14 protein-coding genes and 2 pseudogenes are annotated in these 13,276 nt (G+C 46.6%); 8 read left to right on the top strand and 8 right to left on the bottom strand.

The window, feature by feature from the left end; all coding sequences use genetic code 11:
- Positions 1–22 precede the first annotated feature (22 nt).
- Positions 23–667 carry a pyridoxamine 5'-phosphate oxidase gene (gene pdxH / locus IQ257_RS19160; protein WP_193875521.1) on the top strand — a complete coding sequence of 215 codons (645 nt, stop codon included), beginning with the start codon at positions 23–25 and terminating at the stop codon, positions 665–667.
- A gap of 323 nt (positions 668–990) precedes the next feature.
- Here pdxH and glgX read toward each other — a convergent pair whose 3' ends face one another.
- On the bottom strand, positions 991–3,123 hold the full coding sequence (gene glgX / locus IQ257_RS19165; RefSeq protein WP_193875519.1) for a glycogen debranching protein GlgX: 2,133 nt from the start codon (positions 3,121–3,123) through the stop codon (positions 991–993).
- Between the two features lie 345 nt (positions 3,124–3,468).
- Here glgX and IQ257_RS30200 point away from each other — a divergent pair.
- Positions 3,469–3,906: pseudogene (locus IQ257_RS30200) on the top strand (chemotaxis protein CheB).
- Between the two features lie 14 nt (positions 3,907–3,920).
- A complete protein-coding gene (locus tag IQ257_RS19180) occupies positions 3,921–4,334 on the top strand; it encodes a hypothetical protein (protein WP_193875513.1) in 414 nt (137 codons plus the stop codon).
- A gap of 41 nt (positions 4,335–4,375) precedes the next feature.
- Here IQ257_RS19180 and IQ257_RS19185 read toward each other — a convergent pair whose 3' ends face one another.
- The 3 genes from IQ257_RS19185 to IQ257_RS30845 form a co-directional block, all read right to left on the bottom strand.
- Positions 4,376–5,326: a DsbA family protein gene (locus IQ257_RS19185; RefSeq protein ID WP_193875511.1), complete on the bottom strand. Its 951-nt coding sequence runs from the start codon at positions 5,324–5,326 to the stop codon at positions 4,376–4,378.
- 30 nt (positions 5,327–5,356) lie between these two features.
- Positions 5,357–6,331, bottom strand: coding sequence for a manganese catalase family protein (locus tag IQ257_RS19190; RefSeq protein ID WP_193875509.1), 975 nt, complete (start codon positions 6,329–6,331; stop codon positions 5,357–5,359).
- Positions 6,332–6,581: 250 nt separating this feature from the next.
- Positions 6,582–6,704: a hypothetical protein gene (locus IQ257_RS30845; protein ID WP_265584501.1), complete on the bottom strand. Its 123-nt coding sequence runs from the start codon at positions 6,702–6,704 to the stop codon at positions 6,582–6,584.
- A gap of 293 nt (positions 6,705–6,997) precedes the next feature.
- Between IQ257_RS30845 and hemL the strand changes: the two genes are divergently transcribed.
- Positions 6,998–8,296, top strand: a complete 1,299-nt coding sequence (gene hemL, locus IQ257_RS19195; RefSeq protein ID WP_228060836.1) for a glutamate-1-semialdehyde 2,1-aminomutase — start codon at positions 6,998–7,000, stop codon at positions 8,294–8,296.
- A 393-nt stretch (positions 8,297–8,689) separates the two neighbouring features.
- On the opposite strand, the gene IQ257_RS19200 is transcribed toward hemL, so the two are convergent.
- The 3 genes from IQ257_RS19200 to petN form a co-directional block, all read right to left on the bottom strand.
- A complete protein-coding gene (locus tag IQ257_RS19200) occupies positions 8,690–9,181 on the bottom strand; it encodes a YajQ family cyclic di-GMP-binding protein (RefSeq protein ID WP_193875506.1) in 492 nt (163 codons plus the stop codon).
- Positions 9,182–9,681: 500 nt separating this feature from the next.
- Complete coding sequence (locus IQ257_RS30850) at positions 9,682–9,816, bottom strand: hypothetical protein (protein WP_265584503.1); 135 nt, start codon at positions 9,814–9,816, stop codon at positions 9,682–9,684.
- A gap of 7 nt (positions 9,817–9,823) precedes the next feature.
- Positions 9,824–9,913, bottom strand: coding sequence for a cytochrome b6-f complex subunit PetN (gene petN / locus IQ257_RS19205; RefSeq protein ID WP_193875504.1), 90 nt, complete (start codon positions 9,911–9,913; stop codon positions 9,824–9,826).
- A gap of 81 nt (positions 9,914–9,994) precedes the next feature.
- Here petN and IQ257_RS19210 point away from each other — a divergent pair, with 81 nt between their 5' ends.
- On the top strand, positions 9,995–10,453 hold the full coding sequence (locus tag IQ257_RS19210; protein ID WP_193875502.1) for a hypothetical protein: 459 nt from the start codon (positions 9,995–9,997) through the stop codon (positions 10,451–10,453).
- On the opposite strand, the gene IQ257_RS19215 is transcribed toward IQ257_RS19210, so the two are convergent.
- A complete protein-coding gene (locus IQ257_RS19215) occupies positions 10,440–11,117 on the bottom strand; it encodes an SDR family oxidoreductase (protein ID WP_193875500.1) in 678 nt (225 codons plus the stop codon). The genes IQ257_RS19210 and IQ257_RS19215 overlap by 14 nt on opposite strands.
- A gap of 362 nt (positions 11,118–11,479) precedes the next feature.
- Here IQ257_RS19215 and IQ257_RS19220 point away from each other — a divergent pair, with 362 nt between their 5' ends.
- The 3 genes and pseudogenes from IQ257_RS19220 to IQ257_RS19230 all read left to right on the top strand — a co-directional run.
- Positions 11,480–12,232 (top strand): PEP-CTERM sorting domain-containing protein, encoded by a 753-nt coding sequence (locus IQ257_RS19220; RefSeq protein ID WP_193875498.1) that lies wholly within the window; start codon positions 11,480–11,482, stop codon positions 12,230–12,232.
- 152 nt (positions 12,233–12,384) lie between these two features.
- Positions 12,385–12,561 (top strand): hypothetical protein, encoded by a 177-nt coding sequence (locus IQ257_RS19225; RefSeq protein WP_193875496.1) that lies wholly within the window; start codon positions 12,385–12,387, stop codon positions 12,559–12,561.
- A 221-nt stretch (positions 12,562–12,782) separates the two neighbouring features.
- A pseudogene (locus IQ257_RS19230) lies at positions 12,783–13,276 on the top strand (transposase); the annotation flags it as partial.

Genomic DNA, 13,276 nt, shown 5'->3' on the forward strand with positions numbered 1-13,276 from the left:
TAGAAACCGGAATTCACGTCAAATGGACACAAGGGTTGCCGATTTACGCAAAGAGTATACATTACAGGGGTTAACCGAAACAGATGTTCACCCCAATCCTTTCGAGGAATTTAAGATTTGGTTTAACCAAGCATTGGCAGCCCAATTGCCAGAACCGAACGCCATGACTCTGGCTACGGCGACATCAGAGGGCAAGCCTTCTGCCCGCATAGTATTGCTGAAGAATTTTGACGAGCGGGGCTTTGTCTTCTTTACCAACTACGAAAGTCACAAAGGGCAGCAGTTGCGTGACAATCCTTGGGGAGCGATCGCCTTTTGGTGGGCACAATTAGAACGACAGGTACGAATTGAGGGACGGGTGGAGCAGGTTTCATCGGCTGAGTCAGATGCTTATTTTCAAAGCCGCCCCAAAGAGTCTCAACTCGGTGCTTGGGCTTCTCTTCAAAGTCAAGTCATTGAAAGCCGTGAAGTGCTTGAGCAACGATTGCAGCAGCTTCAGAAAGAGTATGGTGACAAGAAAGTACCGCGTCCGCCTCAGTGGGGAGGGTTCCGGCTAATTCCCTCAGAAATTGAGTTTTGGCAGGGGCGTCCCAGTCGGCTGCACGATCGCTTACTCTATCAGCGTGGGGAAGACGGCAACTGGATAATTCAACGTTTATCTCCTTAGCTATGTCACCTAATGATACTCAACTGAAGTATAGAAGTGTATTCTTTTGCTCAAAAACACTAAAACTGTGTATTTTATATAAAAAAAAATGTGTTCCTTATCACTACTAATCTTAATAGTACTATCCATCTTCAGGTAGATCAGATATAACTTTTAAAAATGATACTTTAAGAAGTACGAGGATGAGTAAATCCGAGACCTGGGTACCCCAGCCAAAAAATAACTGGGGTTTTTTCATCCTAAAATGTTCACAACCTTGAAAAAATTCCAGCAATCAAAGAGAATCTCACATCTGAAAAAAGTGAAATTCTCTTTTATCCAGATTACCCTACACGACGTAGCACCACGAGCGATCGCTCTGTGACTGGAACAGCTTGATTGTCTGTAAACACAGTCTCCTCTTGCAGGAAGCGAGGTTCCTTGGTGTCAATAACAACTCCCCACTTCTTATCCTTCAAGCCAGTGGGTAGGGCAAACTCAATCAATTCATAGTGGGCATTGAAAAACAAGAGAAAAAGATCGTCAATAATACGCTCGCTTCTAGGACCAACAGCGGTAATCTCTTCACCATTCAAGAAAACCCCAAGCGCCTTGGCATAACCAATATCCCACTGCTCCTGAGTCATCTTACCGCCATCGGGATTGAACCAACCAATATCGCTGACACCCGAACCATGAATCGCTCGACCTTGGAACCACTTGCGCCGTCGAAATACCGGATGCTCACGGCGGAAGTAAATTAACTCGCTGGTAAACTTCAATAAATCGGCATTGGACTCTTGCAAGTTCCAATCAAACCAGGAAATTTCACTATCCTGGCAGTAGGCGTTATTATTCCCCCATTGGGTGCGTCCCATTTCATCTCCACCCAACAACATCGGCACGCCTTGGGATAGCAGCAAGGTGGCTAGGAAGTTCCGCCGCTGCTTATCCCGCAACTGTACCACCTCTGGGTCATCCGTCGGACCTTCTACCCCACAATTCCAAGAGCGGTTGTGGCTTTCACCGTCTCGGTTTCCTTCTTTGTTCGCCTCATTATGTTTCTCGTTGTAGCTAACTAAGTCGTTCAAAGGGAAGCCATCGTGAGCGGTGATGAAGTTGATACTCGCATTGGGTTGTCGCCCATTCGTCTGAAAATACAAATCAGGACTGCCAGTAAAGGTGTAAGCAAATTGCCCCAACCCACTTTCTTCACCGCGCCAGAAGTCCCGCACGGTATCCCGATACCTGCCATTCCACTCTGACCAAAGCACTGGGAAGTTCCCGACTTGATAGCCCCCTTCGCCAACATCCCAAGGTTCGGCAATCAGCTTCACATCTGCCAGCACTGGGTCTTGGTGAATGATATCAAAGAACGCTGCCAGACTATCCACCTCATAGAGTTCTCGTGCCAAGGCGGAAGCTAAATCGAAGCGGAAGCCATCGACGTGCATCTCCGTCACCCAATAGCGCAGACTATCCATGATTAACTTCAGCACTTGGGAATGGCGCACACCTAGAGAGTTTCCGCAGCCGGTAAAGTCCATGTTGTAACGTGGATCACCTTCTACCAAACGGTAGTAAGACGCATTATCAATACCCCGGAATGACAGGGTTGGACCTAAGTGATTGCCTTCTCCGGTGTGATTGTAGACGACATCCAAAATCACCTCAATCCCGGCAAAGTGCAGCGCCTTCACCATCTCCTTAAACTCAATGACCTGTCCGCCTGGGCTTTTGTCTGCACTGTAACCGCAATAGGGAGCAAAATAGTTGATAGAATCGTAGCCCCAGTAATTCCTCAAGCCCTTATCAACCAGATGCCCCGGATAAGCTAGGAAGTGATGAACGGGCATCAACTCAACGGCTGTCACCCCTATGGCTTGGAGATGTGCGATCGCTGCTGGATGTGCGAGTCCTGCATAAGTACCCCGCAATTCTTCGGGGATATCTGGGTGCTGATTAGTAAACCCTTTGACGTGTACTTCATAAATAATCGTTTCATGCCAGGGTGTCTTAAGGAGCTGGTCATCTCCCCAATCAAACGAGTGATCGACGACAATGCATTTTGGCATCAGATGGGTGTTATCGAGATCGGAGAAGGAAAGGTCTTGTTCGGGAGTATCCCACGCATACCCAAAGAGTTCTGGACCATTACCAACATCGCCATCAATTGCCTTGGCATAAGGATCAATGAGGAGTTTGTTATGGTTGAAGCGATGTCCCTGATTCGGTGCATAGGGACCATGTACACGATACCCGTATGCCTGACCGGGTGCTACCCCTGGAACGTAGCCGTGCCAGACAAAGTTGCTCACCTCAGTCAGTTCTAAGCGCGTCTCCTCAGCGTCTTTATCAAACAAACACAACTCAACAGCCGTTGCGTGTTCCGAAAACAAAGCAAAATTAGTGCCTTTACCATCCCAGGTTGCTCCTAGGGGATAGACTTTACCTGGCCACAGCGTTGCAATATACATAAATAAAGCTTCAGAAGAACGAATAGTTGGTTATGAACATCGTCTCTCTACGTTAAAGTTCTCCCTGGGAAGGGAGAACTTCGGTCTAGAACAAAAAATTGTCACACGCATCAAGTAAACTAAGTTATTCTACAGTTGTATATCAGGTGCCTCATGCATGGTTTTACTGGGAGTTCAATAGGAACACGAAACGACAATACCCTCTACAAACACAACCGTATCTGTCAATACCAGCACTGTGCTTAAGGCGGAAAAAATAATCGGTGATCGCTGTGGGTTTGTTTTCATCAATTAAATTAACGGTTATTGTTTTCCCCAATTTCTATCGCAGGGAAGAAAACAGAAATGACTAGACCTGGATATAAAATCATTGTGATTGGAGCTTCTGCTGGGGGAATAGCAGCCCTTATCCAGTTGATTCAGGCTTTCCCCTCTGACTTACCAGCAGCCGTCTTCATTGTAGTTCACACCCCAGCGCACTTCCCAAGCCGACTGCCGCAAATCCTTCAGAGTTAGATTGACCCATTGTTTCGGACTGCTGCGGTGGCTTATGGTAAACGGGTGGTTGGTCTGGTGCTATCGGGTGCGCTTTATGACGGAACTACAGGTCTAATTGAGATCAAAGAGCGAGGTGGATTGGTGATTGTCCAAGACCCCAAAGATGCTCTTGTGCCAAGTATGCCACAAAGCGCAATTCAGCGGGTAGTAGTAGACTACATCTTACCCATCACCGACATGGCAGGTGTTCTGGTAAACCTAGCTTCTGAATCATTGCTGCACTAGAACAGAGAAATGTTATGTCAAATGAAGAGGTAAAACTCAATTCAGTAGAACTCGATAAAAAGATTCTGGAGATTGAAGACTTGCCAGGAACACTCTCAGGCTTAGTTTGTCCCGACTGTGGTGGTGCCTTGTGGGAGATGCGCAAAGGTTCTGTGCTGAGATTCGAGTGTCATGTTGGTCATGCTTTTTTGGGAGAAAGTCTCTTAGAAAGCCAAGCTGAGGACATTGAGCATCTGCTGTGGTCAACACTGCGGGCTTTGAAGGAGCATAGCAAGATTACTCGTCAGATGGCGAATGAAGCCCGCGAACAGAACGACCCTTTGAGAACAGAGCGTTTTGAAAATCAAGCACAACAGGCACAGCAACGTGCTGAACTTATTCGACAAGTACTATTGATTGGCAGAGGCAATCCTACACCAGGTTTGTGAAGGCAGATCCCCGACTTCTTAGAGAAGTCGGGGATGTGAACCTAACCGATTGCCATGGGGGTATTGTGGGAATTGGCAGTGCAATTTTTTGAACTCAGGTAAACGCGATCGCTCTTAATCAGAATCCCCTGCTCTACCGCATCGTCCAACACTGTCTGAGTAGCGTCAAGCTCCAAATCTAGGGCTTCTGCGACTTCCCGAGCGGTGATTCGTCCCCAGTAGGAAGCATACGCGATCGCATCCGTGACGGAACGAACCGGATTGCTCTCTGGTGCGACGTGAGCTAGAGCCTTGCGCAACTCCTTATAGGGTCGGTAGCCTACGAGTAAGATGGCTCGTCCGGTAATAGGTCGCATGATTAAAGCAGGAAATCGACCGATATCCCGATAGCGTGCATCTTTGATATCCTCCCGAAAGGCATTGATTGCCTCTTGAGAGTCAAATTCCTGCTGGAACTGCTCACTGTTAAAAGCAGTAGACTCCGCCAACTCCGCTGCCAATTCCAGCAGCACCTCCCGACGAGCAATGTTACGCTGCTCCAGCATGACAGCTTCCCGCAACCGCCGCAAATAGGCTTCACCCATACTGAGTCCCTGCTGTTCGGCAGCTTTAACGGCGATGCAGGCTGGATAGGACGATACAGGGGGATCTTCTAGCCAAATTCGCTCGTTAATCGGCATACCAGAAACCTGCTGGAGCTGAATCCACTGGGGTATCATCTGCACGGGACGGTTGATATCATTGAGCGGGTCACTGAAGTGCTGCCAATCTGAAATCAAACCGCCCATGGAGTAGCGGCAACTCAACTGGTCGCCGAACTCGTAGCGCAAGCGTCGCCACTGGGGTTCTAACGCCCAACTCCAAGAACAGAGCGGATCGGTATAGTACGTTATCTCAACCAGAGGGCGTAGGGTTTGGGCTGTCTCGGCTGTTTGGGTGTAATCTAACGGATTGTGGCTTTTCCCATACGCCACTGTCTGATTGATTGGCATTAAATGACTTCTCCTAACCTATTTCTTGTTTTACTTCGCATGCTTCGGACTTGCACTGGTATTTTGGGGGTAAGATGACCATTGATTTACGCCACTAACACTTGCTGACTTGATTTCCTGACTCCGCTGCTTGCTCAGAGTCTGGTTCATCTGCTCTGTCTGTTCTAGAGTGTGCTTTGTACCCTGGATGGGGTGATTTTTAGTCATTCCCTCTGTCTGAACGACGTGATCGACCGGATCGCCGACATATACCCAGTTCTCACCAGACTCCCACGAACCTTGACCCTCGTTCCATGCTCCTCGCGCACTTGTCCCATTGGACATATTAAAATACAGGTGACTGTAGCGGGGATCAGCCTGAAGTACCCCTGGTGGAAAGTTGGGTTCGATAGTATCTAGTGCTGCGGAGAACATCTTGAAGTGAGAAACTTCACGGGTCATTAAGAAGCCTAAAGTTTCCTTGACATACGGATCATCAGTGAACTGGATCAAATACTCGTATACAATCTTTGCCCTGGACTCTGCGGCGATATCTGAGCGCAGGTCTACCGTGAGATCTCCATTGGCAGTAACATAAGCACCACTCCACGGCGTCCCTTGACTATCAGTCAGTCGCGGACCACCAGCAGAGAGTGCAAAAAACTGCGGATTGATCGCTACGTTATGAACCATCTGCTCCTGTTCAGCTTTGCCACCAGAGATAAACTTCATCAATTCGCTATTCTCAGCAGCGTTCTTGAGATCGCCGTTGATTCCATCTAGGAGCATCGTGATCGTTGCCCCAACAATCTCCAAGTGGCTGAATTCTTCAGTCGCGATATCCATGAGCATATCGTACTTGTCAGGGTAAGGCTGACGGGCAGCAAATGCCTGGGTAAAATACTGCATTGCCGCCTTCAGTTCTCCATTAGGTCCACCGAACTGTTCGAGGAGCAAGCTGGCAAAGCGTGGATCGGGTTTGGATACCCGCGCATTAAACTGTAGTTCTTTGACGTGATAGAACATCTGAGTCTCCTTATTTGTTGTGAGTTATGGCTATTTGGCTAAAACGGTAGACCTTAGAAACTTACTTTCTAGTTTGAAAAAAGCTTGGAGAGTAGGAACCCAAAGCTGCATTTTCTTGTCTTTAATCAACACGATAATTGCTGCGGTTTTTCTAACCGTCTAACTAAAGAAAGACTTGTTTTGCACCAAAAGGATTAGTTTGAATTCAATCGGCTTGTAATTGCAAATACACTTAAATATCTTCTTGCCATCAGCTTTGTAGAAAACGCAAGTTGTCGCCATCGTGGGGCTTATAGCGGCAGTGGATGGGAAACACCACTTCAGTTTGCCAAAACAACTTAACAATACCGAGCATCTCGGATTGGTTAGTCATGAATCTGGCTCTCAAATGGAGTGCTATAGGTGGTATGGGAGTGTTATCTCTAAGCAGCACAAGCTTTTGCTGAAGGCGATCGCATTTAGGAAAGGTAGTTATCGAAAATTACGCGACTCCTAACTCTAGACGGCTTATCGGCACTAGGGGTTGGGTTTACGAGAACGGCTCTGGCAGCGTTGCTCCCGTCAAGAGAGTTTCTACATCCTCCCCAACTCCCCCCGCACCTATTTCCCGAATCACCACTAAACTTTATCCTGAGATAGATAAGCATTGAACAACAGGAGACTGTCTTGATTACCACCTCTTCCTTTAAGACCACCCAATCAGAAGAAATTTTTAATGCTGCCCAGAACTTGATGCCGGGGGGCGTGAGTTCGCCAGTGCGGGCATTTAAGTCAGTAGGCGGACAACCCATCGTGTTTGACCGGGTCAACGGGGCATACATCTGGGATGTCGATGGCAACCAGTACATAGACTACGTGGGGACTTGGGGACCTGCAATTTGTGGTCATGCCCATCCAGAAGTTATTGCCGCCCTGCACGATGCCTTGGAAAAAGGCACCAGTTTTGGTGCGCCTTCGGTGCTAGAGAACGTGTTGGCATCCATGGTGATTGAAGCCGTTCCCAGTATCGAAATGGTGCGGTTTGTCAATTCCGGCACTGAAGCTTGTATGGCAGTGATCCGGCTGATGCGTGCCTTTACAGGTAGAGACAAAATCATCAAATTTGCAGGCTGCTACCACGGACACGCCGATATGCTCTTGGTGCAAGCGGGTTCTGGCGTTGCTACCTTAGGCTTGCCCGACTCCCCAGGCGTACCTAAATCCGCTACAGCAAGTACCTTAACCGCGACTTACAACGATTTAGAAGGAGTTAAATCCCTATTTGAAGCCAATCCCGATAGTATTTCTGGGGTAATTTTGGAGCCAGTTGTGGGGAATTCCGGCTTTATTACCCCCGATGCTGGATTCTTAGAAGGTTTACGGCTGCTGACTCAAGAATACGGTGCGCTGTTGGTATTTGATGAAGTCATGACCGGTTTTCGCATTGCCTACGGTGGTGCTCAAGAAAAATTTGGTGTTACACCCGATCTGACCACATTGGGCAAAGTTATCGGCGGTGGCTTACCCGTGGGTGCTTACGGTGGACGCAAAGATATCATGTCAATGGTGGCACCCGCAGGACCAATGTATCAAGCGGGAACCCTCTCCGGCAATCCCCTAGCAATGACAGCCGGAATCAAAACCTTGGAATTGCTGCAAAAACCTGGTACTTACGAATACCTCGATCGCATTACCAAGAAACTTTCTAACGGGTTGCTGCAAATTGCAAAAGAAACGGGACACGCTGCCACAGGCGGACACATCAGCGCCATGTTCGGGATGTTCTTCACCAGCGAACCGGTGCATAACTACGATGATGCTAAAAAATCTGACTTAGCTAAGTTCAGCCGCTTCCATCGCGGAATGTTGGAACGGGGGATTTACCTGGCACCGTCTCAGTTTGAAGCTGGGTTTACCTCTCTGGCACATACTGAGGAAGATATTAACCGTACTTTAGAAGCAGCAAAAGAAGTAATGTCGATGTAATTTCAAAGCTAGAATTCGTAGAGCAGTTATCTTATCTGCAATGAGAAGGCAATAGGACTCGGATAAGATAAGACCTGCCCCCCTCCTTTCCTTCCCCTTATAGGAGAGAGAAAGGAGGGAAAAGGACAAACTTTTGTTCTGCGAAGGGGGGAGTTAAACTCTCCTCCACAGACCTAAAAACCTGCCTGCCTGAGAAACTGTAAAACCTCTCGGGCATTGGGGTATGCATCTATAGCATCAGAATATAGCGGTTCTCACTGACATGAGGTACAGTCCTACTCCCCACTCCCTACTCCCTACTCCCTGCTTTCATCAGGGTGTACCTCACCAGATAGAGAAACGCTATAAGGGGGCTGAAGAGCCAATGTTACTTTGTGAAAGTAACTGAAAGCCCTACCGATAATTGGTAAATTGCAGCGCTATCGATAAATCCTCCTGTTTCAATCGCTGGATAATCACTTGCAAGTCATCTTTAGATTTGCTAGAAATTCTAACAACGTCTCCTTGAATTGAAGCCTGCACTTTTTTGAATTCGTCACGAATCAGTTTGGTAATTTTTTTGCCAATATCTTGACTAATTCCTTTTTGGAGTTTAATTTCTTGACGAACACGATTGCCACTGGCTGATTCGACTTTACCGAAGTCAAAGATTTTAGCCGAGAGATTGCGCTTGGCGGCTTTCTGAAAGAGGATGCTATGTAGGGCATCTAGGGTGAATTCGCTATCAGTATTCACCGTAATTACTTCATCACCCAGCTCGATGGTTGTTTTTGTGTCCTTCAAGTCATAGCGGCTAGTGATTTCGCGATTGGTTTGGTCGATGGCATTGACCAACTCTTGTTGATCAAAATCGCTGACAATATCAAATGAATAAGTAGAAGCCATAAGATGAGTTAGACGTTAAAGCATCGAATCTATTGTTACACTTTACCCGTTTCCAGTCTAAAGGGGTGTCTATTGGCTTTTGTTAAGGATACTACAATGTCAGGCTTGCTTACTTTGATGATTGTACTCATCCAACGCAATCCCATCAAATTTCACGTGAGATGAATACGACATCCGAGAGTGTGCGGCTCAATCGTTTGTATGTTGGTCATGCAGGAAAAAATAGGGACGCAGCATTCGCGCATCCCTACTGGGGTTGTTATGAAAATTGGTGTACTTCAACTACGCTTACTAGTAGGTAGTAAGTCTTGATCGTTTCTTGGTACGACCTGCTTTTATAGCCTCCCCAATCTACGCTTCGTAAGCTAAACGCTTACTCTCTTTGAGGATGGGGATTCCCGCGAACTTGTTGAAGTTCTATTGGGGCTGTATGGACTGGGGCGATAGGGCGGGGAAACCTTTCCCTTGAGACTCCACGGAAGTCAGGAATTTGAGCACCATTACATTTTTTTATCCCGCTCTCGACGACGGCGATCGCGCCAATCTGCCGCTGTCAAATAAACGACGCCTCCTGTGACTAGAGCTAACAACCCAATAGCAGCAAAAAACAGAACTGTATATAAGGAACTTTCCACGATGCCTCTAGAAACCGTTACGCGCCCAGACAACCATAGCAATTGACCAAGTGAACAGAACCAGTACTGTAACCCAACCTAATGTCAGAATATCCATCGCAAGCTATAACAGTTAAAAAATGACTCCAAAGCTTATCATAATTCAATTTGAGCCTTTTTTTACGGGAGATTTCCCATTGTGAACCTGTCTTCTGTCCCAACTGCTGCCGAACGTATCGAGTCTGTGAAAGCAGGTATTCTAGCGGCTTTATCTGCTACTCTGGCTTATGGAGCGATCGCAGTGGTAAACTCCCTGATACTAGCGGAGTCGTTTGAGTTTCTCCAGGAACTGCAAATTACCACGGGTATTAATCTACTCATAAAACTAGCGATCGCATGTTTATCTGGCTTCCTGTTCGGCGTCACCTACCGCTACGCCGTCCGCACCGACCCAAATCCCCATCTCAAGACAGGTGTAGTGATGGCATTTGGGTTAGTAAGGGGATTAGCGCTAGTGGAGGTGAAACACAATGGGATGGATTCGTTCTGGTTGTTGGCTGTTTTGCTAGTTGAGAGTATTTTATATTTTGCGATCGCCCGTCTTGCACTTGATTCGGCATTCCACCGCAGTTGGGTAAAGCCATTTAAGTCAAGCTAAATTCCTCAAACTCTGGCTGACCATACATTTGCGTTCGATCGACGGCTGACAGAATTTTATGATTAGCCGCATCTGAAAACAAGCACTGACAAACTAACTGAGCAACATCAGCCCGGTGGATGCTTCCTGCTATTTTATAGTCTTCCGTCAGCACACCATTGCCAGTGGCGGGTTCCGACTTTAACCCACCCGGTCGAATTACGATGTAAGTCAGTCCGCTTTCAATCAGGTACTTTTCTGCCTGCTCTTTTTCGATTAATACAGGTTTCAAGGTTTCCAGCGCTTGGGGAGGTATAGCGATAACACTTTCCCCACTACCAATAGAAGAAATCAGGATAAACTTTTTGACGTTAGCCTTCACAGCAGCGTCAATCAGATTTTTATTCCCCAGATAATCTGCTCGTTGACCATCTTTCGGCAAACCGCCAATTGTACTGATTACCGCCTGAATTGGTTCATCACCTAGCATTAGCTGTTCTACAGCCGCAGCATCTAGAGCATCTCCCATCACGACTGTAATTCCCATTGCCTCCAATTCTGGGCGGGACACCTCCGAACGCAGCAAAGCTTTGACCTTCTGGTTTTTTTCTACCAGACATTTCGCAATTTCTCGACCAACACCGCGACTGGCACCAGCGAGAAAGATAGAAGACTTACCTGTCATGTTCTAATCCTGTAATGACGATAGATGTTGTTTTTGATAGGGAGACGCAAAATCCAGATGATGTATTTGCGTTATGCTTTCTAGTTTCTCATCCAAAGGTATCGCTATGGTCTATGACTGTCACCCTTGGTTCTCAGGCACAGAATTGGTGTAGTTCGGGAAGTACTCAAATGGTGCAATAACTCAGTTGAAGCAAAACTTATACATAAATTATACATAAACCAACCCTTGCGCAAACCTAAACGCCAACAGGGGTATCCGATACTAAAAACAACTGAATGAAGAGGGACTACAAATTAATTCATTAATTCAACAAAGCCCTAGCCATTAGTTTTTATAATCCTACGGAGATTTTAACTAACATGAACGCAACTGTTTCTCGTTTGCTGAATTCTGGTTTACTGGTTGTTAGTTTTATATGTATGTCAGCATTGGATAGTGGCGCAGCTTTTGCTAAAGACAAAGATAATACGACTGACACAACTCCTAAACCTGCATCTGCTGTTCAAGCGAATAAAGATAAAAATTCAAAACCACTTCAGGCACCTACATCTACAGTGGTTTGTGGCGATGCTTTTGGTCTTGTCACTGCTGGCGCTATTAATTATACTACCTGTCTCAGTCCCCTACAGGGTAATGATGTGGGTTCAGGTAATCCATTGCTGACTTTACTGAATGATAATGATATTTTTGGTGACTTTAACTGGGTGTTGGGCGGGAAATCTGATGAGAGTAATGGTGGTGAGTTTGGCTTGAGCGTTCAGGGTGGTGATAGTGGCTTTTGGAGTGTTGCTAAAAAAATCACCACTCCGTTCGTTCTTAGCCTTAAATCTAGTACTTTTTTCAGCGCCTATTTCTTCGACGGTATTACGTCTACGTCTGGTGGTTCGTGGAACACGATAGGCGTCGATTTAGCTGGCAATAGTCAGTTTGGCAAGGATCTCTCTCACGCCACATTGTTTGTGGTTGATAAGAGCGGCACTATCGATGTTGGCACTACTGATGTCGGCACTACTGACGGCAGTTCAGTATCAGTTCCAGAACCCAGCACCTTAGCAGGTTTAGCTTTACTCGTTGGCGGGTTGACAGTATCGCGCCGTCGGAAGTTTAGCTAAATTATTATTTAGTTTTTAAAGTCAACGTATTGCTTAAATCATCGGGGTTAGAAGTTTTCCTCTACTTCTGATCCCAATTTTTGCTAACAGGGTTTTCAATTATAAAGTCTATCGTTCTAGGGTTTCCAGGGCAAAATTCTATAAAACTAAGGTTGCATTATAAGTTTTTGGGGACTTTACCTCTGGCTGAACCTGATGCGATCACTCACGAACTTCTTGCAGACACTCTCACCGCCTATCCCATTACAGGTGCGCCACTGAAAAATGCTCAACTGCTGTTGGAGTACCATCCCTCAATCACTATCCAGAGATGGGGAGAATGTCCTTAGGAACGAAAGCTTATGAAGGTATAGCCAGCAATCGTTGGACTGCCACTAAAGTGACTAATCCTCTCCAGTTTCGTCCCCTGCGAGTGCGTTCTTCCCCAAGTACAACTATGCTTGCTTTGTTCTTCCTAGTGTGCATCCTTTTATCGGGACTTAAACAAAGAAGACTCTAAAAGTAGAGTATAATTATTATACAGTCTGCATTTTACGTCAATTTGTTCCAGATGAAAGAAACCACTCCCGCCGCCATGCCTCCCTGCTTCGATAAATGGTGCAAAAGGTTTGACTTTTCTGTTTAACCACAAAGCCCAGAAAAGGGAGTTTAGGAACTATATTGGCGGATTATTGGGGGAAAGTGAACGAAAAAATCTATATCAAATAGCGGAAAACGCTGTAGGAGTAACATACCACCGATTACACCCTTGGTGCGCCTAAATTCGGAGGAAACCTCCGAGGCGGCGCATCCGCTTTCTGACCGAAGCGCCTTGGTCAGCAATAGAAGTCAATGCCCGTCGCCTCCAGGTGATGAATCAGTGTAGTCAAACGAAGATAAGTCGGGGCTTTACCCTGATTGTGGATGATTCAGGGCATAGAAAAAGCGGGAATTTCACCGCCGGAGTAGGAAGACAATACATTGGAGAAATAGGGAAAACAGACAATGGGGTAGTGGTAGTAACCACCCATTTATATGATGGCAAAAAGAGCTTGCCGTTAGATA

The organism is Coleofasciculus sp. LEGE 07092 (assembly GCF_015207375.1).
Classification (GTDB): Bacteria; Cyanobacteriota; Cyanobacteriia; order Cyanobacteriales; family Coleofasciculaceae; genus LEGE-07092.

Excerpts from the sequence above, each read along its gene's own strand:
- petN (WP_193875504.1), bottom strand. The coding sequence starts at position 9,913 with ATGGATATTCTGACATTAGGTTGGGTTACAGTACTGGTTCTGTTCACT.
- pdxH (WP_193875521.1), top strand. The coding sequence starts at position 23 with ATGGACACAAGGGTTGCCGATTTACGCAAAGAGTATACATTACAGGGG.
- glgX (WP_193875519.1), bottom strand. The coding sequence starts at position 3,123 with ATGTATATTGCAACGCTGTGGCCAGGTAAAGTCTATCCCCTAGGAGCA.
- IQ257_RS19220 (WP_193875498.1), top strand. The coding sequence starts at position 11,480 with ATGAACGCAACTGTTTCTCGTTTGCTGAATTCTGGTTTACTGGTTGTT.
- IQ257_RS19215 (WP_193875500.1), bottom strand. The coding sequence starts at position 11,117 with ATGACAGGTAAGTCTTCTATCTTTCTCGCTGGTGCCAGTCGCGGTGTT.
- IQ257_RS19185 (WP_193875511.1), bottom strand. The coding sequence starts at position 5,326 with ATGCCAATCAATCAGACAGTGGCGTATGGGAAAAGCCACAATCCGTTA.
- IQ257_RS30845 (WP_265584501.1), bottom strand. The coding sequence starts at position 6,704 with ATGACTAACCAATCCGAGATGCTCGGTATTGTTAAGTTGTTTTGGCAA.
- IQ257_RS19190 (WP_193875509.1), bottom strand. The coding sequence starts at position 6,331 with ATGTTCTATCACGTCAAAGAACTACAGTTTAATGCGCGGGTATCCAAA.
- IQ257_RS19200 (WP_193875506.1), bottom strand. The coding sequence starts at position 9,181 with ATGGCTTCTACTTATTCATTTGATATTGTCAGCGATTTTGATCAACAA.
- IQ257_RS19180 (WP_193875513.1), top strand. The coding sequence starts at position 3,921 with ATGTCAAATGAAGAGGTAAAACTCAATTCAGTAGAACTCGATAAAAAG.